This is a genomic window from Nonomuraea sp. NPDC046570 (assembly GCF_040645915.1).
GTDB lineage: Bacteria > Actinomycetota > Actinomycetes > Streptosporangiales > Streptosporangiaceae > Nonomuraea.
The window spans coordinates 114,430-138,090 of the sequence record NZ_JBEYZF010000016.1; the positions used below are offsets into that span (position 1 = coordinate 114,430).

General features: G+C 69.2%; 26 protein-coding genes and 1 tRNA gene. 15 read left to right on the plus strand and 12 right to left on the minus strand.

The window, feature by feature from the left end; all coding sequences use genetic code 11:
- Nucleotides 1–15: 15 nt before the first annotated feature.
- Nucleotides 16–1,197: an ATP-binding protein gene (locus ABZ911_RS24805; protein WP_358060233.1), complete on the minus strand. Its 1,182-nt coding sequence runs from the start codon at nt 1,195–1,197 to the stop codon at nt 16–18.
- A gap of 230 nt (nt 1,198–1,427) precedes the next feature.
- Here ABZ911_RS24805 and ABZ911_RS24810 point away from each other — a divergent pair, with 230 nt between their 5' ends.
- Genes ABZ911_RS24810 through ABZ911_RS24820 form a run of 3 tightly spaced genes read left to right on the plus strand, consistent with a single transcriptional unit; the run spans nt 1,428 to nt 3,602 of the window.
- Entirely contained in the window at nt 1,428–1,913 is a 486-nt protein-coding gene (locus ABZ911_RS24810) for a SigE family RNA polymerase sigma factor (protein WP_358060236.1), read from the plus strand.
- Entirely contained in the window at nt 1,913–3,133 is a 1,221-nt protein-coding gene (locus ABZ911_RS24815) for a hypothetical protein (RefSeq protein ID WP_358060239.1), read from the plus strand. The genes ABZ911_RS24810 and ABZ911_RS24815 overlap by 1 nt, the downstream gene beginning before the upstream one ends.
- Nucleotides 3,134–3,143: 10 nt before the next feature.
- The gene (locus tag ABZ911_RS24820; protein ID WP_358060242.1) at nt 3,144–3,602 is read left to right on the plus strand and encodes a MaoC family dehydratase; all 459 of its coding nucleotides are present in this window, start codon (nt 3,144–3,146) and stop codon (nt 3,600–3,602) included.
- 34 nt (nt 3,603–3,636) lie between these two features.
- Here ABZ911_RS24820 and ABZ911_RS24825 read toward each other — a convergent pair whose 3' ends face one another.
- Together ABZ911_RS24825 and ABZ911_RS24830 are read right to left on the minus strand one after the other, a co-directional pair.
- Complete coding sequence (locus tag ABZ911_RS24825; protein ID WP_358060245.1) at nt 3,637–4,263, minus strand: response regulator transcription factor; 627 nt, start codon at nt 4,261–4,263, stop codon at nt 3,637–3,639.
- The gene (locus tag ABZ911_RS24830) at nt 4,260–5,411 is read right to left on the minus strand and encodes a histidine kinase (RefSeq protein WP_358060248.1); all 1,152 of its coding nucleotides are present in this window, start codon (nt 5,409–5,411) and stop codon (nt 4,260–4,262) included. Before ABZ911_RS24830 ends, ABZ911_RS24825 begins: the two co-directional genes overlap by 4 nt.
- Nucleotides 5,412–5,564: 153 nt before the next feature.
- Between ABZ911_RS24830 and ABZ911_RS24835 the strand changes: the two genes are divergently transcribed.
- Nucleotides 5,565–5,637 (plus strand) — tRNA-Arg (locus tag ABZ911_RS24835).
- A 438-nt stretch (nt 5,638–6,075) separates the two neighbouring features.
- Here ABZ911_RS24835 and ABZ911_RS24840 read toward each other — a convergent pair.
- Nucleotides 6,076–6,354 (minus strand): hypothetical protein, encoded by a 279-nt coding sequence (locus ABZ911_RS24840; RefSeq protein WP_358060251.1) that lies wholly within the window; start codon nt 6,352–6,354, stop codon nt 6,076–6,078.
- 469 nt (nt 6,355–6,823) lie between these two features.
- Between ABZ911_RS24840 and ABZ911_RS24845 the strand changes: the two genes are divergently transcribed.
- Complete coding sequence (locus tag ABZ911_RS24845; RefSeq protein WP_358060254.1) at nt 6,824–7,075, plus strand: 4-oxalocrotonate tautomerase family protein; 252 nt, start codon at nt 6,824–6,826, stop codon at nt 7,073–7,075.
- A gap of 133 nt (nt 7,076–7,208) precedes the next feature.
- Here ABZ911_RS24845 and ABZ911_RS24850 read toward each other — a convergent pair whose 3' ends face one another.
- Nucleotides 7,209–7,676 carry a hypothetical protein gene (locus ABZ911_RS24850; protein ID WP_358060257.1) on the minus strand — a complete coding sequence of 156 codons (468 nt, stop codon included), beginning with the start codon at nt 7,674–7,676 and terminating at the stop codon, nt 7,209–7,211.
- Nucleotides 7,677–7,804: 128 nt separating this feature from the next.
- Between ABZ911_RS24850 and ABZ911_RS24855 the strand changes: the two genes are divergently transcribed.
- Nucleotides 7,805–8,611: a class I SAM-dependent methyltransferase gene (locus ABZ911_RS24855; RefSeq protein ID WP_358060259.1), complete on the plus strand. Its 807-nt coding sequence runs from the start codon at nt 7,805–7,807 to the stop codon at nt 8,609–8,611.
- A 17-nt stretch (nt 8,612–8,628) separates the two neighbouring features.
- Here the strand turns inward: ABZ911_RS24855 and ABZ911_RS24860 are convergent, their stop codons facing one another.
- Both ABZ911_RS24860 and ABZ911_RS24865 read right to left on the minus strand, forming a co-directional pair.
- Nucleotides 8,629–9,222, minus strand: coding sequence for a hypothetical protein (locus ABZ911_RS24860; protein WP_358060262.1), 594 nt, complete (start codon nt 9,220–9,222; stop codon nt 8,629–8,631).
- Nucleotides 9,219–10,340 (minus strand): VanZ family protein, encoded by a 1,122-nt coding sequence (locus ABZ911_RS24865; protein WP_358060265.1) that lies wholly within the window; start codon nt 10,338–10,340, stop codon nt 9,219–9,221. The genes ABZ911_RS24860 and ABZ911_RS24865 overlap by 4 nt, the downstream gene beginning before the upstream one ends.
- 309 nt (nt 10,341–10,649) lie before the next feature.
- On the opposite strand from ABZ911_RS24865, the gene ABZ911_RS24870 reads away from it, so the two are divergent.
- The 6 genes from ABZ911_RS24870 to ABZ911_RS24895 all read left to right on the plus strand — a co-directional run bounded on the left by ABZ911_RS24870 (nt 10,650) and on the right by ABZ911_RS24895 (nt 16,639).
- Nucleotides 10,650–11,036, plus strand: coding sequence for a TraR/DksA C4-type zinc finger protein (locus tag ABZ911_RS24870; RefSeq protein ID WP_358060408.1), 387 nt, complete (start codon nt 10,650–10,652; stop codon nt 11,034–11,036).
- A gap of 838 nt (nt 11,037–11,874) precedes the next feature.
- Nucleotides 11,875–12,216, plus strand: coding sequence for a hypothetical protein (locus ABZ911_RS24875; RefSeq protein WP_358060268.1), 342 nt, complete (start codon nt 11,875–11,877; stop codon nt 12,214–12,216).
- 36 nt (nt 12,217–12,252) lie between these two features.
- Nucleotides 12,253–12,927, plus strand: a complete 675-nt coding sequence (locus tag ABZ911_RS24880) for a PLAT/LH2 domain-containing protein (protein WP_358060271.1) — start codon at nt 12,253–12,255, stop codon at nt 12,925–12,927.
- 279 nt (nt 12,928–13,206) lie between these two features.
- Nucleotides 13,207–14,028, plus strand: a complete 822-nt coding sequence (locus ABZ911_RS24885) for a pentapeptide repeat-containing protein (protein WP_358060274.1) — start codon at nt 13,207–13,209, stop codon at nt 14,026–14,028.
- A gap of 152 nt (nt 14,029–14,180) precedes the next feature.
- Nucleotides 14,181–15,056, plus strand: coding sequence for an ABC transporter ATP-binding protein (locus tag ABZ911_RS24890; protein WP_358060277.1), 876 nt, complete (start codon nt 14,181–14,183; stop codon nt 15,054–15,056).
- A complete protein-coding gene (locus tag ABZ911_RS24895; RefSeq protein ID WP_358060280.1) occupies nt 15,053–16,639 on the plus strand; it encodes a polyketide antibiotic transporter in 1,587 nt (528 codons plus the stop codon). Before ABZ911_RS24890 ends, ABZ911_RS24895 begins: the two co-directional genes overlap by 4 nt.
- Before the next feature lie 97 nt (nt 16,640–16,736).
- Here ABZ911_RS24895 and ABZ911_RS24900 read toward each other — a convergent pair whose 3' ends face one another.
- From ABZ911_RS24900 to ABZ911_RS24910, 3 genes are read right to left on the minus strand one after another with little or no spacing between them, the layout of a single operon-like run.
- Nucleotides 16,737–17,168 carry a hypothetical protein gene (locus ABZ911_RS24900; RefSeq protein ID WP_358060283.1) on the minus strand — a complete coding sequence of 144 codons (432 nt, stop codon included), beginning with the start codon at nt 17,166–17,168 and terminating at the stop codon, nt 16,737–16,739.
- Between the two features lie 52 nt (nt 17,169–17,220).
- The gene (locus ABZ911_RS24905) at nt 17,221–17,349 is read right to left on the minus strand and encodes a hypothetical protein (RefSeq protein WP_358060286.1); all 129 of its coding nucleotides are present in this window, start codon (nt 17,347–17,349) and stop codon (nt 17,221–17,223) included.
- Nucleotides 17,350–17,397: 48 nt separating this feature from the next.
- Nucleotides 17,398–17,907 (minus strand): VOC family protein, encoded by a 510-nt coding sequence (locus ABZ911_RS24910; RefSeq protein ID WP_358060289.1) that lies wholly within the window; start codon nt 17,905–17,907, stop codon nt 17,398–17,400.
- Nucleotides 17,908–17,968: 61 nt separating this feature from the next.
- Between ABZ911_RS24910 and ABZ911_RS24915 the strand changes: the two genes are divergently transcribed.
- Together ABZ911_RS24915 and ABZ911_RS24920 are read left to right on the plus strand one after the other, a co-directional pair.
- Nucleotides 17,969–18,418, plus strand: coding sequence for a MarR family transcriptional regulator (locus ABZ911_RS24915; RefSeq protein WP_358060292.1), 450 nt, complete (start codon nt 17,969–17,971; stop codon nt 18,416–18,418).
- Nucleotides 18,419–18,459: 41 nt separating this feature from the next.
- Nucleotides 18,460–18,684 carry a hypothetical protein gene (locus ABZ911_RS24920; protein WP_358060295.1) on the plus strand — a complete coding sequence of 75 codons (225 nt, stop codon included), beginning with the start codon at nt 18,460–18,462 and terminating at the stop codon, nt 18,682–18,684.
- Here the strand turns inward: ABZ911_RS24920 and ABZ911_RS24925 are convergent.
- Nucleotides 18,653–19,861: an ROK family transcriptional regulator gene (locus ABZ911_RS24925; protein WP_358060298.1), complete on the minus strand. Its 1,209-nt coding sequence runs from the start codon at nt 19,859–19,861 to the stop codon at nt 18,653–18,655. The two genes, ABZ911_RS24920 and ABZ911_RS24925, sit on opposite strands and share 32 nt — an antisense overlap.
- A gap of 59 nt (nt 19,862–19,920) precedes the next feature.
- On the opposite strand from ABZ911_RS24925, the gene xylA reads away from it, so the two are divergent.
- Nucleotides 19,921–21,072 (plus strand): xylose isomerase, encoded by a 1,152-nt coding sequence (gene xylA, locus ABZ911_RS24930; RefSeq protein WP_358060411.1) that lies wholly within the window; start codon nt 19,921–19,923, stop codon nt 21,070–21,072.
- A gap of 54 nt (nt 21,073–21,126) precedes the next feature.
- On the opposite strand, the gene ABZ911_RS24935 is transcribed toward xylA, so the two are convergent.
- A complete protein-coding gene (locus tag ABZ911_RS24935) occupies nt 21,127–23,586 on the minus strand; it encodes a LuxR C-terminal-related transcriptional regulator (protein ID WP_358060301.1) in 2,460 nt (819 codons plus the stop codon).
- Nucleotides 23,587–23,661 lie beyond the last annotated feature (75 nt).

The following is a 23,661-nucleotide window of genomic DNA, read 5'->3' on the forward strand; positions in this document are numbered from 1 at the left end:
ACTAGGGGTGCCGGGTCAGACCGGTTGTGCACGCAGGAACCTCCCGAAATGCGGCACGGTGAACGCGATCAGGCCGCGCTCCGCCGAGTAGATGAGGCCCTTCTTGATCAGGCTGTCGCGGGCCGGTGACAGGCTCGACGGCTTGCGGCCGAGCACCTCGGCCACCTCGGCGGTGGAGACGGGCTCGTCGCCGATCGAGGCCATCGCGTGCATGTAGTCGCGCTCGGCGGGGGTGGCGCGCTCGTAGCGGCTGCCGAAGAAGCCCACCGCGAGCTCCTCCTCCGCCTCAGGCGCCGAGATCTTCACGTCGTCGCCGGTGATCGGGCTGTGCAGCGCCAGGTCCCAGGCCACCTTGCCGTAGGCCTGGACGAAGTAGGGGTAGCCGTCGGCCGCCTCGTAGAGCGCGTCGAGGGCCTCTTGGGTGAATTCGACGCCCTCCTCCTGCGCGGGGACGAGGAGCGCCAGATCGGCGGCCTCGCGGTCGAGCCGGTCGATGCGGGCGTAGCGGAAGAGCCGCTCGGAGTAGCTCTTGCTGGCCGACAGCACGCTCGGCAGGTGCGGCAGGCCCGCGCCGACCACGATCAGCGGGCCGCCGGTCTGCGAGAGCTCGTGGCAGGCGGCGCAGAGCGCCGAGACGTCGGCGGCCTGCACGTCCTGCATCTCGTCGATGAACAGCGCGATGCCGACGCCGAGGTCGGTCGCCACGCTCGCCGCGTCGACGAACAGCTCGGTGAGGTCGATCTCGAGGTCGCCGGAGTCGGCGCGGCCCCTGCTGGCGGGCACGTCGATGCCCGGGGACCAGTGAGAGGTGCCCTTGGCGGCGGCCGGGTCGCGCATCGCGAACGCCTTGAGCACGCCGAGGAACTCCTCGATGCGCTCGGGCGCGCGGTGCCGCGGGCTCAGCTCGCGGACGGCCATGTGCAGGGCGGCGGCGACGGGACGGCGGATCGACTGGTCGGGCCTGGCCTCGATCTTGCCGGTGCCCCACAGGCGCTGCATCGCCATGGACTTGAAGGTGTTGAGCAGGACGGTCTTGCCGACGCCGCGCAGTCCGGTGACGACCATGCTGCGCTCGGGCCGGCCGCGGGCCACCCGCTCCAGCACGACCTCGAACTGCCGTAGCTCGCGATCACGCCCGGCGAGCTCCGGCGGGCGCTGCCCGGCTCCGGGGGCGTAGGGATTGCGCACGGGATCCACGCTCTCGGACTCTATTGCCCCATATAGCGGCCGTCTTAGATTTGGGAAGAAAGTGCTACGGCGTGTCTGTCGGGGGACATGCGCCATGGGCGGAGCCAGCAGCACCATTGGACACACCCCCTCCCACCTGGCCGAACCCTTGTTCGAGTCGCTGCCTAGAACTGTAGCGCGGGATCGAACAGGCATGCGAGAGATTCGGGTAAAGATCTTTGCAACGGAACCGGGAACCCGTGCGTCCCTGGGGTGTGGAGTTCGAGGAATTCGTCCAAGCCAGGGGAGCGGCCCTGCTGAGGTACGGCTACGTGCTGACCGGCAACGCCGACGACGCCGCCGATCTCGTGCAGGAGGCCCTCCTCAAACTTGGCGACACCTGGCAACGCGTGCGCAACAAGGACAACCCCGAGGGGTACGTCCGCACGATCATGGCGCGCCAGCACGTGAGCTGGTGGCGCAGGCGGCGCAGAGAGCAGGTCACCGGGGAGGTCCCTGAAGGCTCCTACACCGACGGCCACTCCTCTGAAGAGCTGTGGCACGAACTGCGCGCGCTGCCGCGGAAACAGCGTGCGGTGATCGTCCTGCGCTACTACGAGGACCTGTCCGACAAGGAGATCGCCGAGATCCTCGGCATCTCGCGGGGCACCGTGCGCAGCCAGGCCTCGCGGGCGCTGGACAAGCTCCGCGTCAGGCCGAGCGTGCTGGAGATGGGGAGAGCGTGATGAGGACCGAGGACGAATTGGCCGGCGCGCTGCGCAGGGCCGCGGAGCTCGCGCCCGAGCCGGACCTGCTGGCGGGGCTGGCCGTACGGCGGCGGCGCCGTACCCGAAAGCGGGCCCAGGCGGCGCTCGCGGTGGTCGCGGTGATCGGCGTCGCGGGAGCCGGTACGGCTCTCGCCAGAGGCGGCCTCGGCGGTCCTTCCGCGAACACGGGTGAGACGTCGGTCCACAGCGGCCCGACCCCGAGCAGTGAGGCGCCGGTGAGCAGCGGCCCGATCGAGGAGGTGTGGCCGCAGGCCGTGTTCACCATGAAGGCCACGAACGCTGACAACTGGCGCTATCGGCCGATCACCGGCACGAGTGCGACCACGCTGCTGCTGAACGCCGAGTCGTCGTTCGAGAAGGCCGGGGCGATCGAGCTGTACGAGAGTGCCACCGGCGAGAGCCGCGTCATCACCAAGGTGCCGGTCACCAAGGGCCTGAAGCGCTACTTTCCGCAGGCCACGGCGGCCGACCAGTCGAACGTCGCCTGGTACGTCACGGCCACGAAGGACGGCGAACCGGTCACGGAGTTCTGGACGGCGCCGCTGGCCGGTGGCGAGGCGCGGCAGATCGCCTCCTTCGCCGAAGGGGACCTGGGCGTCGAGTCCATCGCGCTGGCGGGCGAGCATGTGGTCTGGTCGGTGAAGGAAGGCGGCGTCTTCCGCCTCCCGCTCTCCGGCGGCGCCCCCGAGCAACTGCCTGGCTCCGGCGGGCTGCACCTGATCCAGTGGCCGTGGGCGGGCGACGTGGCGGCGGGGCGAGAGGACATGGACGCGAACCAGAGCAAGGTGGTCAATCTGGAGACCGGTGAGGTCCGGCCGATCCTCGTGCCCGACGAGGTGCGGGGGCTGCGCTGCGGTCCCGTCTGGTGTCACGGCTGGCGCGCCGCGGGCATCGGCTTCGCCCAGCGCGTCGACGGCACGCGCCCCCGCGTGATCCCCGGACTCCCCATGTCGCGAGGGCTGTCGCGGTACCCGATCCTCGACCGATTCCTGCTCGGCAACGACAAGATCCACGATCTTGAGACCGGTACGATCGTCACGTACACGTCCACGGGCAGCTGGAACGGTGTGGGCACCTCGTTCGAGCCCAGCACGATCGTCTACTGGGGCACGACGAAGGGCGACAGACCCGCCGAATACGGGGTGGTCAACTTGGCGGCGGTTCCTCCCGCGCAATAGCGTTCGCCCCATGCGGACCTTTGCGAACGTGCAGGAACTGAAGGCGGCCGTCGGCGAGAAGTTCGGCCCGACCGAGTGGCGCACCGTCACCCAGGAGCAGGTCAATCTCTTCGCCGACGCCACCGACGACCACCAGTGGATCCACGTGGACGTGGAGAAGGCCAAGGCGGGCCCCTTCGGCGGCACCATCGCGCACGGCTACCTGAGCCTGTCGCTGCTGCCGGCGTTCATGTCCGAGCTGGTACGGGTCGACGGGCTGGCCATGGGCATCAACTACGGCCTGAACAAGGTCCGCTTCCCCAAGCCCGTCCCCGTCGGGGCGCGGATCAGGGCCACGGCCGAGCTGATGGACGTCAAGGGCACGCCCGCCGGATACCTGTCCAACCTCAAGGTCACCATCGAGGTTGAGGGCGAGAGGCGGCCGTGCGCGGTCGCCGAGACCCTCTCGCTCTACGTCCCCGCCGAATAACCCCCCCGGCTGCCGCCTCCCGCGGCAGCCCCTCTCATCCACCCTCCGTGTAGTAGATCGCGGCCTGCACCCTGCTCTTCAAGCCCAGCTTGCCGAGCACCCGGCTGACGTGCGTCTTCGTCGTCGCCTCCGCCATGTCCAGCTCCTTGGCGATCTGGGAGTTGGACAGGCCGCGCGCCACACAGGCGAGCACCTCCCGCTCGCGCGGGGTCAGCGCGTCCAGCTCGTCCGGCTCGCGCCTCGGCGGGCGCTCGGCGAACGCCGTGATCAACCGCCGCGTCACCGACGGAGAGATCAGCCCGTCGCCTCTGGCCACCAGCCGCACCGCCTCGACGAGCGACTCCGCGTCGGTGTTCTTCAACAGGAACCCGGCCGCGCCCGCCCGCAGCGCGCCGAAGACATACTCGTCGATGTCGAACGTCGTCAGGATCAGCACGTCGGCGATCCCCGCCAGCTCCCGGGTAGCCGAGATGCCGTCCAGGCGGGGCATGCGCACATCCATCAGCACCACGTCGGGACGCTCCTGCCGGGCCATGGCAACCGCCTGCTCGCCGTCGCCCGCCTCGCCGACCACCTCGATGTCCCCGGCGCCGCCGAGGATCAGCACGATCCCGGCCCTGACCGCCGCATGATCGTCGGCGACCAGCACGCGGATGGTCATGACGCCTCCTCCCGCGTAGGCAGCGTGGCATGCACGCGCCAGCCGTTCTCGTACGGGCCCGCCTCGAAGGCGCCGCCCACCAGGTTCGCGCGCTCGCGCATGCCGATCAGGCCCGCCCCCGACCCCGGCAGCCCCGCCCTGCGCCCATTGACCGGGTTGTCCACAGTGAGCCGGACATGGTGTGGCTCGTAGCCGACCATGACCTCGACCGGGGCGGTGCCGTGTTTGAGTGCATTGGTCAGCGCCTCCTGGACGATCCGGTAACCGGCCAGGTCGACCGAGATGGGCAAGGTCCGCGGCTCGCCCTCGATCGTGATCCGTGATGCGAGCCCGGCCCGCGACGACCGCTCCACCAGGACCTTCGCGTCGGCCAGACGGGGGCGCGTGGACTCGGCCACGGCGTCGCTCTCGGCCCCCTCCGCGCGCAGCAGCCCGATCATCGTGCGCATCTCGGCCATGCCCTGCACGCTGTTCTCCCTGACGGACTCCATGATCCGGCGGACGGCCTCCGCGTCGAGATCCTTGCGCGACAGCACCGCCGTGGACTGGATCGCGATGGCGCTGAAGTGGTTGGCGATCATGTCGTGCAGTTCGCGGGCCATGCGGGCGCGCTCGGCGGTGATCGCGGCGTCGCGGTCCAGCTCGGCCAGCCGCACCACCTGCTCCGCCCTGGCCCGCTCGGCGGCGGCCTGGTCGCGGTGCTGGCGCAGGATGATGGCCGTGGAGACCGGGGTGACCAGCACCAGGCCGGTTTGCACGCCGATCAGGAGGATCCGGCGCCAGTCGCCACCGACGAAGCCGATGGCGGCCGCCGTGGCGATCGCGAGCACCGTGGTGACGCCCAGGAGCCAGCGGGAGAGTTTGGCCGGGCCGTACAGAGCGGCCGCGTAGAGGTTGTCGGTGTAGATCAGGACGGTGGGGAGCGAGGGGCCCGAGTAGACGAGGTCGGCGACGATGCCCACGGTGCCGACCGCGAGCGCGGCCAACGGCGCGCGCCTGCGGAGCGCCACGCCCACGCAGACCAGTGCGAGGGGGATCACGAGCACCCACAGGGGGATGCCCTCCCGGCGCTCGTAGACGGCGCCGGCCACGATCAGACAGAGGCCCACGACGAAGGCGCCCACGGCCGTCAGGGCGTCTCGTCTCATGCCTCCATCACATCACCTCACCCACGTGCTCCGGCTCATCCTCACGCCGCCTGTGGATACATCGAAGGTTGTACACAGGCTCGGAGTTGAGAGAGACACGGATAACTGGTTCGAGGCATCGGCCAAGACCCGCTATGCTTGCTTACGCAGCGAGCGGCCGTAGCTCAATGGATAGAGCATCTGACTACGGATCAGAAGGTTGGGGTTTCGAGTACCTCCGGCCGCGCACCATGTCAAAGGCCCTTCGGGATGATCCCGGAGGGCCTTTTTGGTGCTTGTACAGCAGCAAAGTGCAGCTACAGCGTCTGATCCGGGACTGTACGGTTTTCGGTGTAACTCCTGATCAAGGAGAACGCACCTGATGCCAGGTGATTGCGGCGCTAGTGGCCCCGGTCAGGAGGCCGCGCAGTGCTGCGGCGGCCAACTACAGACGTTCGGCGCGGGTGAGATCGCTGGTGTCTTTCATGAGAGCCTCCGTGATCGTGCGAGATGGACAAGCCGGCCGACTGATGTTCAGCGTGCTGGATGTCAGAGGGGCATCGATGAGATGCGACGGTTGCTCTTGATAGGTGACGGTTGGGTCTCTTTGGACTGCGCGGATGCGATTCATGGCGGAAGGGCCGGATGGTGATGTCGCCGTAGCGGAGGCCGGGAGCGCATTGAGCTACTGGTTCAGCCGGTCCTGGGCGGTGTCGACGGAGGTTCGGTGGCGGTCATCGGTTCCCGTGCGCTCGATGCGGGAGTTGAGGTGGCAGTCGGCGGCGTCGAAGGTATGCAGGAGGGCGTACCAGCGCTTATGTGAGAGCCAGTCGTCGGTGTGGGTGTAGTCCATGGGGAAGGCGGCGACGACAAAACTAAGGAATTGGCCGTCATTCCAGTGGCCGATCGTGTCGGTGTGGTGATCGGGTTCGTATCCGATGGGGATGATCTCGGGGACTGCCATGCGGAGGAAGGTAACCCCTGCGTACGACAACGCCACAGCAGTGCGCGAGCTGCCGCGCATCTAGCGAACTCGTTCGCCGGACGAGCGAAGAGCCGTGCGGCCAGCACTGCGACCGGACCACATGGACGCGAACGCCGTGACCACTCGAGCGCCGCGAATTGTTGCGGCTAATTCTTTACTTGCTCAGCCTGCTGAAGAACGCCGTGGACGGCCACGTTTGCCGGAGGCGTCCGCGAGCATATTGGCGTTGAGAGACAAGGTCCTGGATGGCGGGAAGCGATCGGCGAGCGGGTGCGGGCTTGTTCGGGGGGAACCGCGATGACCCGCTCTTCGAGGACCTGATCTCGTACACCTACAACTCGACTCCCGGGCGAGCACCGCACGCCATGGGTCTTCCGGAAGAGACCGTTCAGCTCACGTCCCGGGCGTCTGGACGCAGTCGGCGTACCACGTCGAATGGAGGAAACTCATGCCGCTCATCAATGTGAAGGTCATCGAAGGGGTATTCACCGAGGCGCAGAAGGCCGAGATCGTGCAGAAGCTGACCGACGCGATGGTCGGGATCGAGGGCGAGAACATGCGCTCTCTGACCTTGGTCATCCTGGAGGAGGTCAAGAGCGGCGACTGGGGAATCGGCGAGGCCGGTGACGACCGCGGACGTGAAGGCCGTGGCCGCTGGCACGCCACCCGGCTGACGGGATTCAAACTCGCCCACCCATAGATCTTGCTAACGCTGGTGCTAACAACAGCCCTGGACGACCATGGACTCCGCTGGAATCTCTCGGCCGCGCTTCAGGTCAAAGGCCCTCCGCGATCATCTCGGAGGGCTGGATGAATCCGGTAGGGCGGCCCCGTTATGTGGTGGTGCGGGGGACGATCTGGGAGATGCGCTGGTGGGACAGGCCCACCACGCTGCCGATGTCGCGGCTGGTCCAGCCCTTGTCGATGAGAGTGCGGGCGGCGTTGCGGACGGCGTCGCGCTCGGCCTGTTCGGCGTGGACGCGTGCGGTGCGGGCCTCGACGACGGTTTTTAGCGCGGCTGCTGCTTCCGGGTCGGCGGGGGTGAAGTGGAAGTCGACGGTGTCGGGGGCTGGGCGGAGCAGGTCGAGCACGCACTCCATGGTGTTGTCCGCGGTCTCTCTCCAGGTCGCGCCCTGGGCCTGGATGATGTGACCGTTCGGAAGGTTATGGACGGTGGCGGTCCAGCGTTTGCCGGTGCGGGTGAGGGTGGCGCGGTAGGTGGTGGTGATTTCTACTTCGGCCTGGTCGGAGTCTTCGGGGATGTCTGACTGGTCGAAGATCGCTTCGCGCCACGTGCTCATGGAAGAACCGTAGGCGGCTATGAGCTGGCTTGTCTAGCAAGATAGCCATGGTTTGGCTAGCTCATTTGCCAATGGAGGAACCTGCCAATAGCGGGCCCATGTGGCGTTGCCAGCAGCCGGTGGCCTGAATGCGTGCGACCTTTGGATCGCAAAATCGTTGGACAACGCGTACACCCGTGACCATCGTTGGCGGCATGCAGGAGGAGATCTGGGATGGAGAGACCGCCCAGCGCTATGACACGCCGGGCACCGGGATGTTCGCGCCCGAGGTCTTGGAGCCGACCGTGGACCGCCTCGCCGAGCTCGCGGGCGATGGGCAGGCGCTCGAGTTCGCCATCGGAACCGGCCGTGTGGCTGTGCCGCTCTCTGCGCGAGGGGTGCCCGTAACCGGCATCGAGTTGTCTCCTCCGATGGTCGACCAACTGCGGACGAAGGTGGACGAAGCGACGATCCCGGTGATCGTCGGCGACATGGCGACTGCCGTCGCGCTGGGGAAGTACGCGCTGGTCTACCTCGTCTTCAACACGATCTCGAACCTGCTCACTCAGGCCGAGCAGGTCGCGTGCTTCCACAATGCCGCCCGCCACCTCACACCGGGCGGCCGGTTCGTGATCGAGCTCTGGGTGCCTGAGTTGCGCAAGCTTCCACCGGGTCAGCAGGCCACGGTCTTCCAATGCGAGCCCGGCTACATCGGCTTGGACACCTACGATGTGCTGCGCCAGCACGTCGTCTCGCACCACTTCAGGTTCGATGAGAGCAGGCAGGCTCGGCTGTTCCGTAGCCCGCACCGCTACATCTGGCCGGCCGAGCTCGACCTCATGGCCCAGTTGGCTGGGTTCGAGTTGGAGACCCGACATGCCGACTGGGCCGGAGCCGACTTCACCGCCGAGTCGCGTTCCCACGTGTCCGTCTACCGCATCCCGCCGGACCATTAGCTTCGCCGGCGGTCCGATCACGCGGTCGCGGTACGGCGCCGCGTGACGAACCGGGCGATCACCAGTCCGGCGCCGAGCAGGGCGCCTGCCCAGACGAGAGCCTGAGCCCACAGCATCGCCGAAATCGCCGCCTGGGTCGGGGTGGGCGGCAGGACGACCATCTGCGCGGCGGCGCCAACGGGTACGGTCAGCCCCGCGAGCAGCCCGATCACCCCCGGGCGGCGGATTGAGGCGCCCACCATGCCCAGCAACGAGCCGAAGACCACGCTGGCGCCCCACCACAGCAGCACCTCCGGCCAGAACCAGGACAGCGGCTCATCCCGGAGGAGGGCGTCCATGGCGTAGTAGGCGGCGGTGGCCGCCATCAGAGCCGCCACTCCGGCCACGCCCGCCCGGACGAGTCCGCCGACCAGCCAGCCCACGCCGACCGCGAGCGCCGCCCAGGCCCAGCCGCTGTCCACGAGCAGGCTGAGCACCTTGGCCGCGCCGCCCCAGAGTGTGCCGTCGAGCGGCGCGCCCAGCGGGGAGTACGGCGAGGACAACGCGTTGACCAGTGAGGTGCCTGTACCGAAGGCGACGCCGAGCAAGGCCGCACCCAGAGTCCGGTTCATGTAGGGAGGCTAGCGTTTGAGGCATGGTCGCGATGCGACTCAGCGCGAGCAGCGGCCCGCGTGATGAGTCGCGTCCGGGTCCACCGCGCCATGACGCCGCGGCGTTCCAGTTCCAGGACGGCGAGGAGGGCAAGGACGGGCACGAAGCTGCTGACGGCCGCACCCCCGGCGAGGGCGAGGTACGGGGCGGCGGATCGTGCCAGTCGCCGGAGTACAGGCGCGGGCCGCCCGGCCGTCGCGTGGCGGAGTGCGAGGTGTACGGCCGCCCGGCCCGGCGTGGCGCCGTCCTTGCGCGCCGCCGGGATGAGTACGAAGATGACCAGCCCGGTCATCGCGTACGACAGGCCGGGCAGGAGGTCCCTCAGGAGGGCGTCGGTGGGCATTGGGCCGCCCGTGACGAGCCGGTAGCCCTGGGCGGAGAGCAACCCGAACAGTGGCGAGGCGAAGAACCACACCACGCCGTCGAGCAGCAGGGCGAGCGTCAGCCGACCGGCGGTGGGTGAGGTGAGGTCCGGGTGGGGCGCCGGCCACGGATCCGGTAGCAGCCGGGCGGCTGGGCCCGCCAGCGCCCAGCCGAGTCCGGCGCCGGCGGTATTGATGATCAGGTCGTCCAGGTCGAACAGCCGGTACGCGCAGGGGTAGAGGCCCCACAGGCCGGTGAGCTGGGTCAGCTCGATCGCCAGCGAACCGGCGAGGGAGATCATCAGGGTGCGGGTGACGCCGAGCCTCTGCCGGTAGCGCAAGAAGAAGCCGAGCGGCACGAACAGGGCGACATTGAACACGATCTGCAGCACCGACCTGCTGTACATAGTGGCCGGCAGCCCCCGTCCGGCGTTCTCTCTGATCACATCCTGGATGCTCGACAGTGGCTGCCAGCGTGGGGTGGCGAGGCTCTGCCGGATCGCGCAGAAGTCCGGCGTCACCTCGGGGAGCGGGAACAGCGTGAAGGCCACCACGCCGCAGGCGTACAGGACGAGTACCGCCGTGACGACCCCCGACCATCGCCCGATGCGCCCGAAACGGCCGTACTGGCGGGACACGAAGGGCAGCAACAGCAGCGCGATGGCCAGCGGGGCGAGAAGCAGGGCGATTTTCGCCTGCGTCAGGTAGATCTCCACAAGCCGCGAAGTCTAGCCAAAGAGGACGTATCGCCATAAATCCCCCATCTGGCTGCCTCGTCGATTCTTCCCGAGAGGGGATTTCAGCTCTGCGGCAGGGCACGGGCAACGACCTGGCGCGCGGTGGACGGTCTGCCACGTGGCCTGGCGCCTTCTGGCTCCCACTACCTGAGAGTCGCTGCGGCGAGGCCCGTCATGCGAATCGCATATCCGTCATATGCGACGTCGCGTCGGGTGCCGCCGTTCGCCTGCTGGCGTACGGCTTCTCAAGGGCTGTGAGTAACCTGGTTGGGAAGGTGAGGAACCGTGATGACCGAACGCCATCAGGACGCCGCGCTTTCTCCCTCGGAGCAGGCGATCATGCGAGAACTGCTCGACGCCGACTGTCAGGAGACCATGGCCCGCGTCGCCATGCTGGGCCGTGACCGGGACGAGATCGTCGAATCGTCGGCGCTGTCGGCTCCCGACGACGAGCACGACCCTGAGGGGACGTCCACTGCCTTTGAACGGGCTCACGTCCAGGCACTTCTCGACCAGGCCATGGTGCACCTCGACGATCTGGACCTCGCTTTCGAGCGGCTGCGCGATGGCACCTACGGGATCTGCGTGAAGTGCGGGCAGCGCATCGCCATCGAGCGCCTGATGGCCCTTCCGGCGACCAAGACCTGCGTCGTCTGCGCCTCCCGTCGCCGCTGATCCGCGCCGATGTCGGGAGTCATCCGTGAAGCCGTCAACGCCAAGGCGCGCGGTGGTACACGGATCGGCCTGGCAGAAAGTGTCCGAAAAGTCCTTAAGGGGCATATTCGGTGGTGTGAGACTTCGTCGTGGAGCACGGAGGCGGCCGATGAAGAGTAAGCACGTCGGTATCCGACGGATCTGTGTGATCCCAGAGTGGCGGGTTCTCGTCCCGCCGTTCAGCATGGCGGGCGTCTGGTCACACGCCTCTAGTTCGTTGATCAGGCGCTGATCGCGGCGCGGGCGGCGGGGCGCCATATAGAAACGCTTATTCAGGCGAAGTCATAAGGGTCAATCGGCATACATGACTTTTGGTTAAGAAATGCTATGTGATTTCGCATCGTGTTGAGTGGTCGCCTGTACGGCAAGTCGGCGGGAATGCCTTTCTGTGATTGGCTGACCGCAAGTTTATGTGAGGCGTGCTCGTACTCGCCGCTTCATAAAAGTTCCCGCTTTAGGTGTCTCCTGCCGTTCGACAACGGACTTCTGGCCTGTGCGTGCCCCCGGTAATTCCGCAGGAGAGCGCCTTCCGGAAGAAAATCTTCGGTCGCTACCCAACGCAACCATTCACTCACACATAATCGACCACTTACTTTTGGTCTTTGTTGTCATGATAAATCATCTTGAAAGATGATGACGGCGAATTAATATGACGGAAATCGCACGATTCGCCCCCAGATATGGAGGAATGCTCCGCGATTCTCTGTGATCAACGCATCTAGTGACGACCCCTCACGAAAGGTCATCTATGCGTTCTCGCCGTACTCGAATCCGTCTCGCCCGAATAACTGGCGCTGCAGTGGTCGCGCTCGCTCTGGTCACCGTTCCCGGCTCCGTACAGGCGCAGAGCCCGACATGTCCCGGCACCGGGACCGACGGCGCGGTGAACAGCCCCATCGAGATCGATACCTCGATCGCCTGCCCGGCCACGACGCCGACACTCGCCGTCCACTACCTCCCGAGCGTCGACGGCGTGGTCAGCCTCGACGACAAGTCCCCTACGGGTGGAGCGCCCAGCGATCACGACGACCTCCGGTTCACCCCCGGCGGCGGTACGTCGTACGTCATGTACGGCGGCAGCCGCTACAACCTGCTGAACGTGCACTACCAAGGCGACGCCGAGCACAAGTTCGCCGGTTAGCCGTTAGCCCCCGTCGAGGCCCACCTGGTCCACGAGTTGGACGGCGCCGCCAAGGGCTATGTGGTCCTGTCGGTCCTGGTGGACAGCAGCAACCTCGGGTGGACGCATCATGACGAACTCCTGCTGGACCCGCCGACCACCGTCGGCACCTCCAAGAACGTCTACGCCATCGACCTCCAGGACCTGCTCCCGGTGAACCGCACGTACTACCGGTACACCGGTTCGCTTACCACGCCGGACGCCAGCCACGTCTACTACAAGCCGGTGAACTGGATCGTGTTCAACGAACACAGCACCGCCAACCCGGACAATGTCAACAACTTCCGGGCACTTTGGGGCAGCGGCGGCGGGAATGTTCCCGACGCAGGGACAGACGCCAACGTCTACATCAAGATCTACGGAACCGAGGGCTCGGTCGGTCCGGCCGACCTCGACAACGACGCGGACAACTTCGAGCGTGACTCCGTCGACCACTTCACCCTGGAGCTGTCCTCGGTCGGGGAAGTGGAGAGCATCGACATCGGCCACGACAACTCCGGAGACTGCCCCGGCTGGTTCCTGGACAGGGTTCTCATCCATGTCGACGGCCAGGAGGCGGAGTTCCCCGCCTATCGCTGGCTCGCCAAGGACGAGGACGACCACAGGATCGAGGTCAACCTCACCAGGCAGGAGGAACTGCAGCCCACGGAGAGCGGCAGCCTCCTTTCCTAGACGTTCCACACCGACGGCCCTCCGGGATCATCCCGGAGGGCCGTCAGCGTAGCCGCCCACACGGTCAACCGAAGGAAGCGTGAAGGACGTCTCGGTACGCAGATCGCCGACGACCTCGCCGCCGAGACCTTTCCTTGGCGTACGAGAAGATCGGCTGGACGGATGAGCAGCCGGGCTGACAGCAAGCGACTGGGAGATCAAGGAAAGCCCTGGTCAAGTCCTGGATGTGCGGGGTGAAGGGCTACGCTGGCAGGGTTGAGATGAGTGTGTTAGGAGACCATGGGCTTGTCTGAGAACCGCGATTCCAGCCTGAGGGCCGACTGTGCGAGCTGTTTCGGCCTGTGCTGCGTCGTGCCCGCGTTCACCGCTTCGGCGGACTTCGCGATCGACAAGCCCGCCGGGACGTCCTGCCCCAACCTGCGGCAGGACTTCAAGTGCGGGATCCACACGAGTCTCAGGCAGCGGGGCTTTCCGGGCTGCACCGTGTACGACTGCTTCGGGGCGGGGCAGAAGGTCTCCCAGGTCACCTACGGCGGGCGGGACTGGCGGGAGGCGCCGGGGACCGCGAAGCAGATGTACGAGGTGTTCCCGGTGATGCGGCAGCTTCACGAGCTGCTCTGGTACCTGGGGGAGGCGCTGACACTGGAGCCCGCCCGTCAGCTTCACGGTGAGCTCGGGCGGCTGCGGGACGAGATCGCGGAGCTGACCGGCGGTACCCCTGAGGCGCTCCTGAAGGTGGACGCCGGGACGTACTGGCAGGCGGCGAATGCCCTGCTGCTGCGGGCGAGCGAGCTCGCGCGGTCCAGTGTGCGGGGGAAGAGGCCGGACCGCAGGGGGGCCGACCTCATGGGCGCCAAGCTCAAGGGCGCCGACCTGCGCGGGGCCAGCCTCAGAGGGGCCTATCTGATCGGCGCCGACCTCAGGGGCGCCGACCTGCGGATGGCCGACGTCATCGGCGCCGACTTCAGGGGCGCGAACCTCGGTGGCGCCGACCTGACCGGAACCATCTTCCTCCTGCAGTCGCAGCTGGACGCGGCCAAGGGTGACGCCGACACGAAGCTGTCGCCGCCGCTCACTCACTCGGGGCACTGGACCGCGTAAGCAGAAGCCTTGCCTTGACGGCAGACCGTGGGAGTACAGTGCTAGCTAGTTCAGTCAGGGCTGAAATAGCTAGCAAGGATGGACATGACGCGCACAGAGCAGATCACCTTCACCAGCGTCGCCCCCGATGCGCAGCCGACGCGGGTGCGGGCATGAAGGCGGTCGAGGTCACGGGGTTGCGCAAGTCGTTCGGGCGTACCCGGGCGCTCGACGGGCTGGACCTGTCCGTGCGGGTGGGGGAGGTGCACGGGTTTCTCGGCCCCAACGGCGCGGGGAAGTCCACCGCCATCCGCGTCCTGCTCGGTCTGGTCCGCGCGGACGGCGGCACCGCCCGGCTGCTCGGCGGCGATCCGTGGCGGGAGGCGGCCGAGTTACACCGCAGGGTCGCCTATGTCCCCGGCGATGTCACTCTCTGGCCGTCACTGACCGGGGGCGAGGTGATCGACCTGCTGGGTCGGTTGCGCGGCGGGATCGGTGCCGCCCGCCGTACCGAGCTGCTCGAACGCTTCGCGCTGGATCCGCGCAAGCGGTGCGGGACCTACTCCCGGGGGAACCGGCAGAAGGTCGCCCTGGTGGCGGCCTTCGCGTCGGACACCGAGCTGCTCATCCTGGACGAGCCCACGGCGGGCCTCGATCCGCTGATGGAGGCCGTCTTCCAGCAGACCGTCGAGGAGGAGCGGGGGCGGGGCAGGACCGTGCTGCTGTCCAGCCACATCCTGTCGGAGGTGGAACGGCTCTGCGACCGGGTGAGCATCATCCGCGACGGACGCCTGGCCGAGTCGGGCACGCTGAGCGAGCTGCGCCACCTGACCCGCACGACCGTCACCGCCGAGCTCGACGGCCCGGTGCCCGACCTCCCCGGCGTCCACGACGTGCGGATCGACGGGCGCCACCTGGTCTGCACGGTCGACTCCGCCGCGCTGAACTCGGTGCTGTCCCGCCTGACCGCCGTCGGCGTGCTCGCCCTCACCAGCAGCCCGCCCACGCTGGAGGACCTGTTCATGCGCCACTACCAGAGCGCGCGATGAAGGGCACGGGCACGCTGGTACGGCTGGCGCTGCGCCGCGAACGGCTGGTCGCGCCCGCCTGGATCCTGGTCGTCGTGATGCTGGCGACCGGCCTGATCTCCTACATCACGACCTACTTCCCCACTCAGCAGGAGCTCGCCGTCTACGCCGAGACGATCGGCCGCAACCCGATCTTCCTGGCCATCGGCGGTCCCGTGCCGGAGCCGAGCCTCGGCGCGATGGCCGCCCAGCGCAGCGGCGGCCTGCTGTACCTGCTGGCCGGGCTGGCGGCCCTGCTGAGCGTGGTCCGGCACACCAGGGCCGAGGAGGAGAACGGACGCCTGGAACTGCTCGCCGCGGGCGCGATCGGCCGCCGCGCCCCGGTGGCCGCGGCTCTGCTGGTGGCCGGCCTGACGAGCCTGGTCGCCGGTGCCCTGACCACGGCCGCGCTGGTGGCCCGGGGCATCGAGCCCACGGGGTCGATCGCGTACGGCGCCTCGATCACCGCGGCCGGCTGGGTGTTCGCCGCCATCGCGGCGGTCGCCGCCCAGCTCGTCCGCAGAGGCCGTACGGTCACCACGATCTCCCTGTCGGCCCTGGGCGTCGCCTACGCGCTGCGCTACCTAGGCGACGCCACCGGACTGCCCTGGCTCACGTACCTCTCCCCGCTGGGCTGGAGCCACCTCGTCCGCGCCTACGCCGAGGAGCGGTGGTGGATGCTCGCCGTGCCGGTGATCGCCGCCGCCGTGCTGGCGGCCGTCGCCTGCGCCCTGGTCGCGCGCCGGGACCTGGGCGGCGGACTGCTGCCCGAACGCGCGGGCCCCGCCGGCGCGCCGAGCCTGCGCGGCCCGATCAGCCTCGCCTGGCGGCTGAACCGGGGCCTGCTGGCGAAGTGGACGGCGGGGGTGACCATGGCGGCCCTCGTCTTCGCGGGGGTGAGCAACCTGACGCCGCAGCTCGCCGACCAGCCCGGCCACATACTCCAAGGGTTCCTGCACAGGTACGGTGGCCCGTCCGGCAGCCCGGTCGACGCCTACCTGTGGCTCATCCTGCTGCTGTTCGCCTACACGGTCGCCCTCTTCCCGGTGCTGATGGTGCAGCGGCTGCGCGCGGAGGAGAGCTCGGGGCGGGCGGAAGCCGTACTCGCGGCGGGGGTGAGCAGGATCGGGTGGGCCGGGGGGCATGTGGTGGTGGCGGCGCTCGGGACCGCTGGGCTGCTGGTGGTGGGCGGGGGCGTCACCGGGGTGGTGTACTCGCTGGTCATGGGGGATCTGGGGACTGATCTGCCGCGGATCGTCGGGGCCGCCGCCGGGCATGTGCCCGCCGCCTGGCTGGTCGGGGCCGTCGCGGTGCTCGCCTACGGGATGGTGCCACGGGCGGCGGTGGCGATCTCGTGGGCGGTGTGGGCGGTGGTCTTCGTCTGCGGGGATCTGCTCGGGCCGTTGGTCGGGCTGTGGGGGTGGAGCCGGGTGGAGCCGTTCCACTATGTGCCGAACACGGTGTCGGGTGAGCCGTACACGATGGCGCCGGTGGTGCTGGGCGTGCTGAGTGCGCTGCTGCTCGGGTTGGGGCTGGTGGGGCTGCGGAGGCGTGACTTGCAGTGATCTACTCACCAGGCGCACCGAGCGGGAGCGGGAGGAGATCCTGCGAGCCCGGTGTCGTCGACCGACATGCGCGACGTCAAGATCCGCCGCCGCTAGGTCAGCGGCCGGGCCCCACCGCCGCACGGCACGGCCCGCACATCGGGATGCCGCCCCCGGCGACGGCCTCGTTCGTGCAGATGTCCGGCTGGTCGAGATGCCGGAAGCACAGGCACTGGCACGCCGTCTCGGTTACCGGCGCCGCCTCCAACTCCAGCGGCTGCTCGGGAGCGCTGCCCAGTTCGACCAGCCGCTGGCCGACCGGGCTGTCCAGGAAGTCCGACACCGGGCGGATGACCGCCTCGCCGAGTGGTCGCAGCACCTGCAGGACCGAGGCGGCGAGTGGGCCGAAGGTCTTGGTCATCTCGTCCAGGAAGTCGGGCGTGCCGTCGTGTTCCGGGGGAGCCCAGCGCATCGCATCGGCGCTCAGGCTCTCCCAGTCCTCCACGGCGCCGTCGATCGCGTCGAGGACGTGGTCAGGGTCGCTTCGCATGGCCGCGCTCCAAAACCGAACGGAAGGAATACCTCCACGGTAACCCGGGACCTCAGGCGAAGGTGAGGGCCGGGTGGGCGAACAGCATCACCATGCCGAATCCCAGCTTGAGCAGGGCGTCGATGACGCCGCCCCGGATCAGCGGACAGGGGTGCTCCAAGGCGGCCAGCGCGATCGACATTTCGGTCCTAACCGGTCGTTATCGGAGTAGGACCGAAAGTATGGCCGCTCAGCCGGGAATGGATACGCCGATGCCGCCGAGGGTCTCGGCGCCGTACCGCTCCTTGTCGGCGGCCAGGTCGAGCGGGAGCACGCGGGCGCGCCGCCGCAGCACCTCCTCGGTCAGCAGGGCGGCGGGGACCAGCCAGGAGACCTCGAACTCCAGGCCGTCGGGGTCCTTGGCGTACAGCGCCTTGGTGGTGGAGTGGTCGCTGGCGCCGACCATGGCGCCGAGATCGCCCAGCTTGATGGCGACGCGCTCCAGTTCGGCGAGCGTGTCCACCTCCCAGGCCAGGTGGTACAGGCCGACGGTCGAGCGGCCCGCCGGGGACGCGCCGGCCTGGGCGCCGATCTCGAACAGGCCGAGGTCGTGGTCGTTGGTCGAGCCCGAGGCCTGCAGGAAGGCGGCTCCGGGCATGCTCATGACCACCTTGAAGCCGAGGGCCTCGCGGTAGAAGTCGACGCTGCGCTCGACGTTCCTGACGTAGAGGACGGCGTGGTTGAGGCGCTGGACGGGCATGGCGAACTCCTTTGAACTCTCAACTAACAATATACATGAGAGTTCAAATAAGCTAGGGCGCATGACGCGATGGCTGGACGACGACGAGCAGCGCACCTGGCGCAACTTCCTGGCCGCCACCCAACTCGTGCAGGAGGCGCTGGACCGGCAGCTCCAGCGCGAGGCCGGCATGCCGCATACCTATTACATGATCTTGGTAGGGCTCTCGGAGTCCCCCGGCCGCTCGATGCGCATGAACGAGCTCGCCCGCCGGACGCAGTGCTCGCAGAGCCGCCTCTCGCACGCGGTCGCGCGGCTGGAGGAGCGAGGCTGGGTCAGCCGCTCCAGGCACACCGCCGACCGGCGCGGCAACATCGCCACACTGACCGACGCGGGCTTCCACGCGCTGGCCGAAGCCGCCCCCGGCCACGTCGACGAGGTACGGCGCAGCCTCTTCGACCCCCTCACCCCCGACCAGGTCCGCCAACTCGACGAGATCTGTACGGCGGTGCGGAAAACCCACGAGTCGTAGCGCGAAAGTGTCGGTGGGAGGTCGTACCGTACCCCCGGAGAATGACGAACGACGGGGGCGGAGAGATGGCCGATCTGACGCAGAGGAGCGACGGAGCGCTGTTCACGACGGTGCACGAGATCGCCCAGGGGTTCGCGGGGCGGCCGGTGGAGGAGGTCGCCGAGGTGCTGCAGCGCCGCCTGCCGAGCGCGCCCGGCATCCAGCAGGAGGAGATCCGCAAGATTGCCGAGGAGATCAGCGTGGGGCGGGATCCCTCGGGGTTGTAAGTGTGATCAGAGCGGCGGGGTCGGCGATCACGCGCTGGAGCACCTGGCCCGCCGCGCCCAGCACCGCCGCGTCGGGTCCGGCGGTGGAGATCGTCAGGGGTGGCGGGCCGCCGGTGAGACCGCCCAGGCGTTCCTGGAGTGCGGTCTCGACGGGGGCGTGGATCCAGGGGAAGAGCGGGGTGAAGATCCCGCCGAGGACGATCGCGCCGGGATCCACCAGGTGCACGGCCGACGCGAGCGCCACCCCCAGCGCGGTGCCTGCTTCCTCGACACGGCTCACGTCGTCGAGCGGCTTTGCTGAGCCATCCGTTTCGCCGGAAGCCCCATCGTTCGCCGGATCTGCCAAGCGGGCAATCAGTTCGGGGACGGTTCTCGCGTCGCCGAGCAGGGCTTCCGCGCCTGTGTAGCGTTCGAGGCAGCCGCGTCCGCCGCAGCGGCACAGCGGCCCGTCCGGGCGCACCACCATGTGGCCCAGTTCGCCCGCGAACCCCCGCGCCCCCCTGAACAGTTCCCCGTTCACCACCAGCCCCGCCCCGATCCCGACCTCCCCGGAGACGAACAGGAAGTCCCGCACGCCGGACCCGAACCACAGCTCGCCCAGCGCCGCCAGGTTCGCCTCGTTGTCCACGCTCACCGGGAAGGGCAGGCCGAGCAGTTCGACCGGCTGGACCTCGTGCCACCCCAGGTTCGGCGCGCTGCGCACCAGCCCGTCGGCGGGCACGGCGGGTCCCGGCACGGCCAGCACCCCTCCGGCGATCGTCAGGCCGGTCCGCTCGACCGCCTCGACGGCCATGGCGCGCAGCCGGGTCATCACCTCGGCCGGGTCGGAGCCCCGGTTGTCGCCGGGCAGCGTACGGCGGTGCCGTACGGTCCGGGCCAGGTCCACCACGCACACGGACAGGTGGTCGACGTTGATCTCCAGGCCGAGCGCGGCGTGCCGGTGGCCGCTGACGGCGACCGGTACTCCCGGCCGGCCGCGCTCGCCGTAGCGGGCCTCGCTCTCGACCGCGATACCCGCCGAGATCAGGTCGCCGACCAGGCGGGAGACCGTGGTCTTGGTCAGGCCCGTGCGCCCGGCCAGCTCGGCGCGGGTGGCTTGCCCGTTCCGGCTCACCTCGCCGAGCACCAGCGCCATGTTCCTGGCGCGCATCGCGTCGTGCCGGACGGCTCGCGTCACCCTTGACCCTTTCCACGGCCGGAGGGATATTTAGTCCACAATCTAGACTAAGTCGGGAGATCGCCATGTACGAGCCCACCCCCGATGACCGCTTCACCTTCGGCCTGTGGACGGTCGGCTGGCAGGCGCGCGACCCGTTCGGCGACGCGTCCAGGGCACCGCTCGACCCGGTGGAGAGCGTGCACCGGCTGGCCGAGCTGGGCGCGTACGGTGTGACCTTCCACGACGACGACCTGCTGGCCACCGACCCCGACCGGGACCGGGCGATCGCCTCGTTCCGCAAGGCGCTGGAGGAGACCGGGCTCAAGGTGCCGATGGCGACCACGAACCTGTTCACCCACCCGGTGTTCAAGGACGGCGCGTTCACCAGCAACGATCGGGATGTGCGCCGCCACGCCGTACGCAAGGTGGTCAGGAATCTGGATCTGGCGGCGTCGCTGGGCGCGACCACGTATGTGTGCTGGGGTGGGCGGGAGGGGGCCGAGTCGGACGCGGCCAAGGATGTCAGGGCCGCGCTGGACAGGTACAAGGAGGCCATGGACCTGCTCTGCGACTACGTCCTGGCGCAGGGCTACGACCTCCGCTTCGCCATCGAGCCCAAGCCGAACGAGCCGCGCGGCGACATCCTGCTGCCCACCATCGGCCACGCGCTGGCCTTCGTCAACGAGCTCGAACACCCCGAGATGGTCGGGCTCAACCCCGAGGTCGGGCACGAGCAGATGGCCGGGCTCAACTTCGTGCACGGCGTCGCGCAGGCGCTGTGGCACGGCAAGCTCTTCCACCTCGACCTCAACGGCCAGCACGGCCCCCGGTACGACCAGGACCTGGTCTTCGGTCACGGCGATGTGAAGAGCGCCTTCTTCCTGGTCGACCTGCTGGAGCACGGCGGATACGACGGTCCCCGGCACTTCGACTACAAGCCGCCGCGCACCGAGGACGCGGCCGACGTGTGGGTGTCGGCGGCGGCCAACATGCGCACGTACCTCATCCTGCGGGAGAAGGCCAGGGCGTTCCGGGCCGATCCCGAGGTCGTCGAGGCGCTGGCCGACTCCAGGGTCGGCGAACTGGCCCGGCCCACCCTGGCCCCCGGCGAGAGCCTGGCCGACCTGGTGGACGAGGAGTTCGACGCCGACGCGGCCGCCGCCCGCGGCTACCACTTCACCCGGCTCAACCAGCTCGCGCTGGAACACCTGCTGGGCGTGCGCGGGTGACGCGTGCCTACCTGCTGATCGGCGGCGCCCGCTCTTAAGGCTGTCCGTCCTGAATCAGGAGGACAGCAGCTCGCTCAGCGGTGTCTCGGTGCCGGTGGCCAGGGCGGCGGCGAAGGTCTCGGGGCCGAGGCGTTCGCGCAGGGCCGCCCCCAGGTCCGCATCGGGGACGAGGCCCTCGCGGTGCTCGGGGTCGAGGCGTTCGGCGGCGCCGAGCAGGGCGGCGGCCCGCTCGGCGCGACCGGCCGCGAGATTGGCCCCGGCGAGCAGGTGCAGGCCGGTCAGGGTGGCGCGGAGATCGCCGACGGCGACGGCGAGATCGGTGCCCTCGGTGAGGCGGAGCACGGCCCGGAAGTGGTCGCCGCCGTACGTCGCGGCACGGCCGAGGCCGATCAGGCAGCGGGCCGTGCAGCGGTGGTCCCCGATCCGGCGGAACTCGACGAGGAGCCCGACGAACCGCGCCTCGGCGGTGGTGTGGTCGCCCAGTTGCTGATCCAGGGCGGCCCGGTGCACCTCGGCGTGCAGCCGCTCGTGGTGGTTGCCGCTGGCGCGGGCCAGGCGCGCGGCCTCGGCCAGCCAGAGAGCCGCCTCGTCCAGGCGGGTACGGGCCTCGATCGCGCGGCTGGCCATCGCGTTGAAGCAGTTGGCGCGCTTGACCTGGTCGTGGAGGCGGCCGAAAAGGTCGGCGGCGTGGGCCAGCCGGGTCACGGCGGTGTCGGTGTCGGAACCGGCCGAGGCGAGGCCGGACAGCGCCAGGGCGCGGTGCCAGTCGTCGCCCAGCCGCTCGAAGCGGGTGGCCGCCTCCTCCAGGTGCCCGATCGCGGCCGGGCGGTGCTCGCCGTACATCATCGCCCAGCCGAGGGCCAGGTGGAGGAGGGCCTTGTCGGTGTCGCTGCCGTGGTCGACGTGGGTCTGTTCGGCGAACGCCTGGGCCCGCGCGGTGTCCTGGTAGGCGAGCAGGATCGAGCAGGCGACCGCGGCCTTGGCGCGCAGGGAACCCTGCGGCAGTGGGCGTTCGAGGAGCCGTTCGAGCCAGTCGTACAGCTCGCCGCGGGAGCCGAGGATCTCCCAGGCGCTGCCCACGCCCGCGACGAACTCCCAGGCGGGAGTGGGGTCGGCCCGATCGAGCGCCCAGTGCATCGCGATACGCAGGTCCGCGCAGTGGCGGTCGAACCAGTGCAGCGCCCCGGCCTGGTCCCGGCCGCGCAGGTCGGGCAGGGCGGCCAGGGCGTACCCCAGATGGTGGCGGGCGTGCTGTTCGTGGGCGGTTCCGGCGGCGCCGCGGGCGGCGAGCTGCCGGGCGGCGAACTGCCGGACGCTGTCCAGCAGGCGGTATTCGGTGGTCTGGTCGCGCAGGCGGCGGGAGACCAGGGAGCGGTCCAGCAGGCGCGGGAAGAGCCTGACCAGGTCGGCTGAGTCCAGCGGGGGATAGGCGAGGACCTGGACGGCGGTGTCGTAGTCGAACTCGCCGGGAAACACCGAGCATCGCTCGAACAGCAGCCGCTCCTCGTCGCTCAGCAGCTCGTAGCTCCAGCGCAGGGCCTCCTCCAGCGTGCGATGCCGGTTGGGGGCGCCCTGCACGCCGCCGGTGAGGAGCGCGAAGCGGTTGTCCAGGCGGGCCAGCAGCTCGGCCGGTGAGAAGAAGCGGATCCGGGCGGCCGCGAGTTCGATGGCCAGCGGCAGGCCGTCCAGGCGGCGGCAGATCGTCGCGACGTCCCGGGCGTTGGCCGCGGTGATCTCGAAGCCGGTCGAGACGGCGGCGGCGCGGTCGGCGAACAGCCGTCCGGCGGCGGCGCCCAGCACGGCCGGGGGATCGTCGAGCTCCTCGGGCAGCGGCAGTGGCGGGATCTCGTAGACGACCTCCCCGGCGACGCCCAGCGGCCCGTGGCTGGTGGCCAGCACATGGAGGTGTTCCGTGGTGGCCAGCAGGTCGGCGAGCAGCTCCGCCGCCCCGGCGGTCACGTGTTCGCAGTTGTCCACCACGAGCCAGTGCTTGCCCTCGGCCAGCGACCCGCGGATCAGGCCGCGTAATCGGCGCCCGTCTCCGGAGACGCCGAGAGCGACCCCGAACGCCCGCTCCACGAGGTCGGCGAACGGCACGGCCGCGAGATCGACGAGTACAGCGGGCGGCAGCGAGGTCACCGAGTGGGCCAGGTGCAGCGCCAGCCGCGTCTTGCCGGTTCCGGCGGGACCGGTGAGGGTGAGCAGCCGGTGGACGCCGACCAGCCGGTGCAGATCCTCGATCTCCCGGGTGCGCCCCACGAACGACGACAGCGGCCTGGGCAGCACGCTGCCGGGATCCCGGCGGGCCCGCAGCCGCGTCGCCGCGTCGACCAGGGCCAGGCGGTTCGACCCGCCGAGCTTGCGCAGCAGGGACGACACGTGGCTCTCCACGGTCCGCTCCGACAGGCGCAGGCTGTCGGCGATCTCCCGATTCTGCAGGCGGTCCCCGACGAGCCAGAAGACTTCGAGTTCGCGGGCTGTCACTCCGGCGGCCCGCAGCGCATCGGCACCCATGAGGCGAGTATCCGCCACCGACCGCGATTCCGTACCGAGCACGGATGCGCGATCTGCCCGGTGGGGGTCGAATGG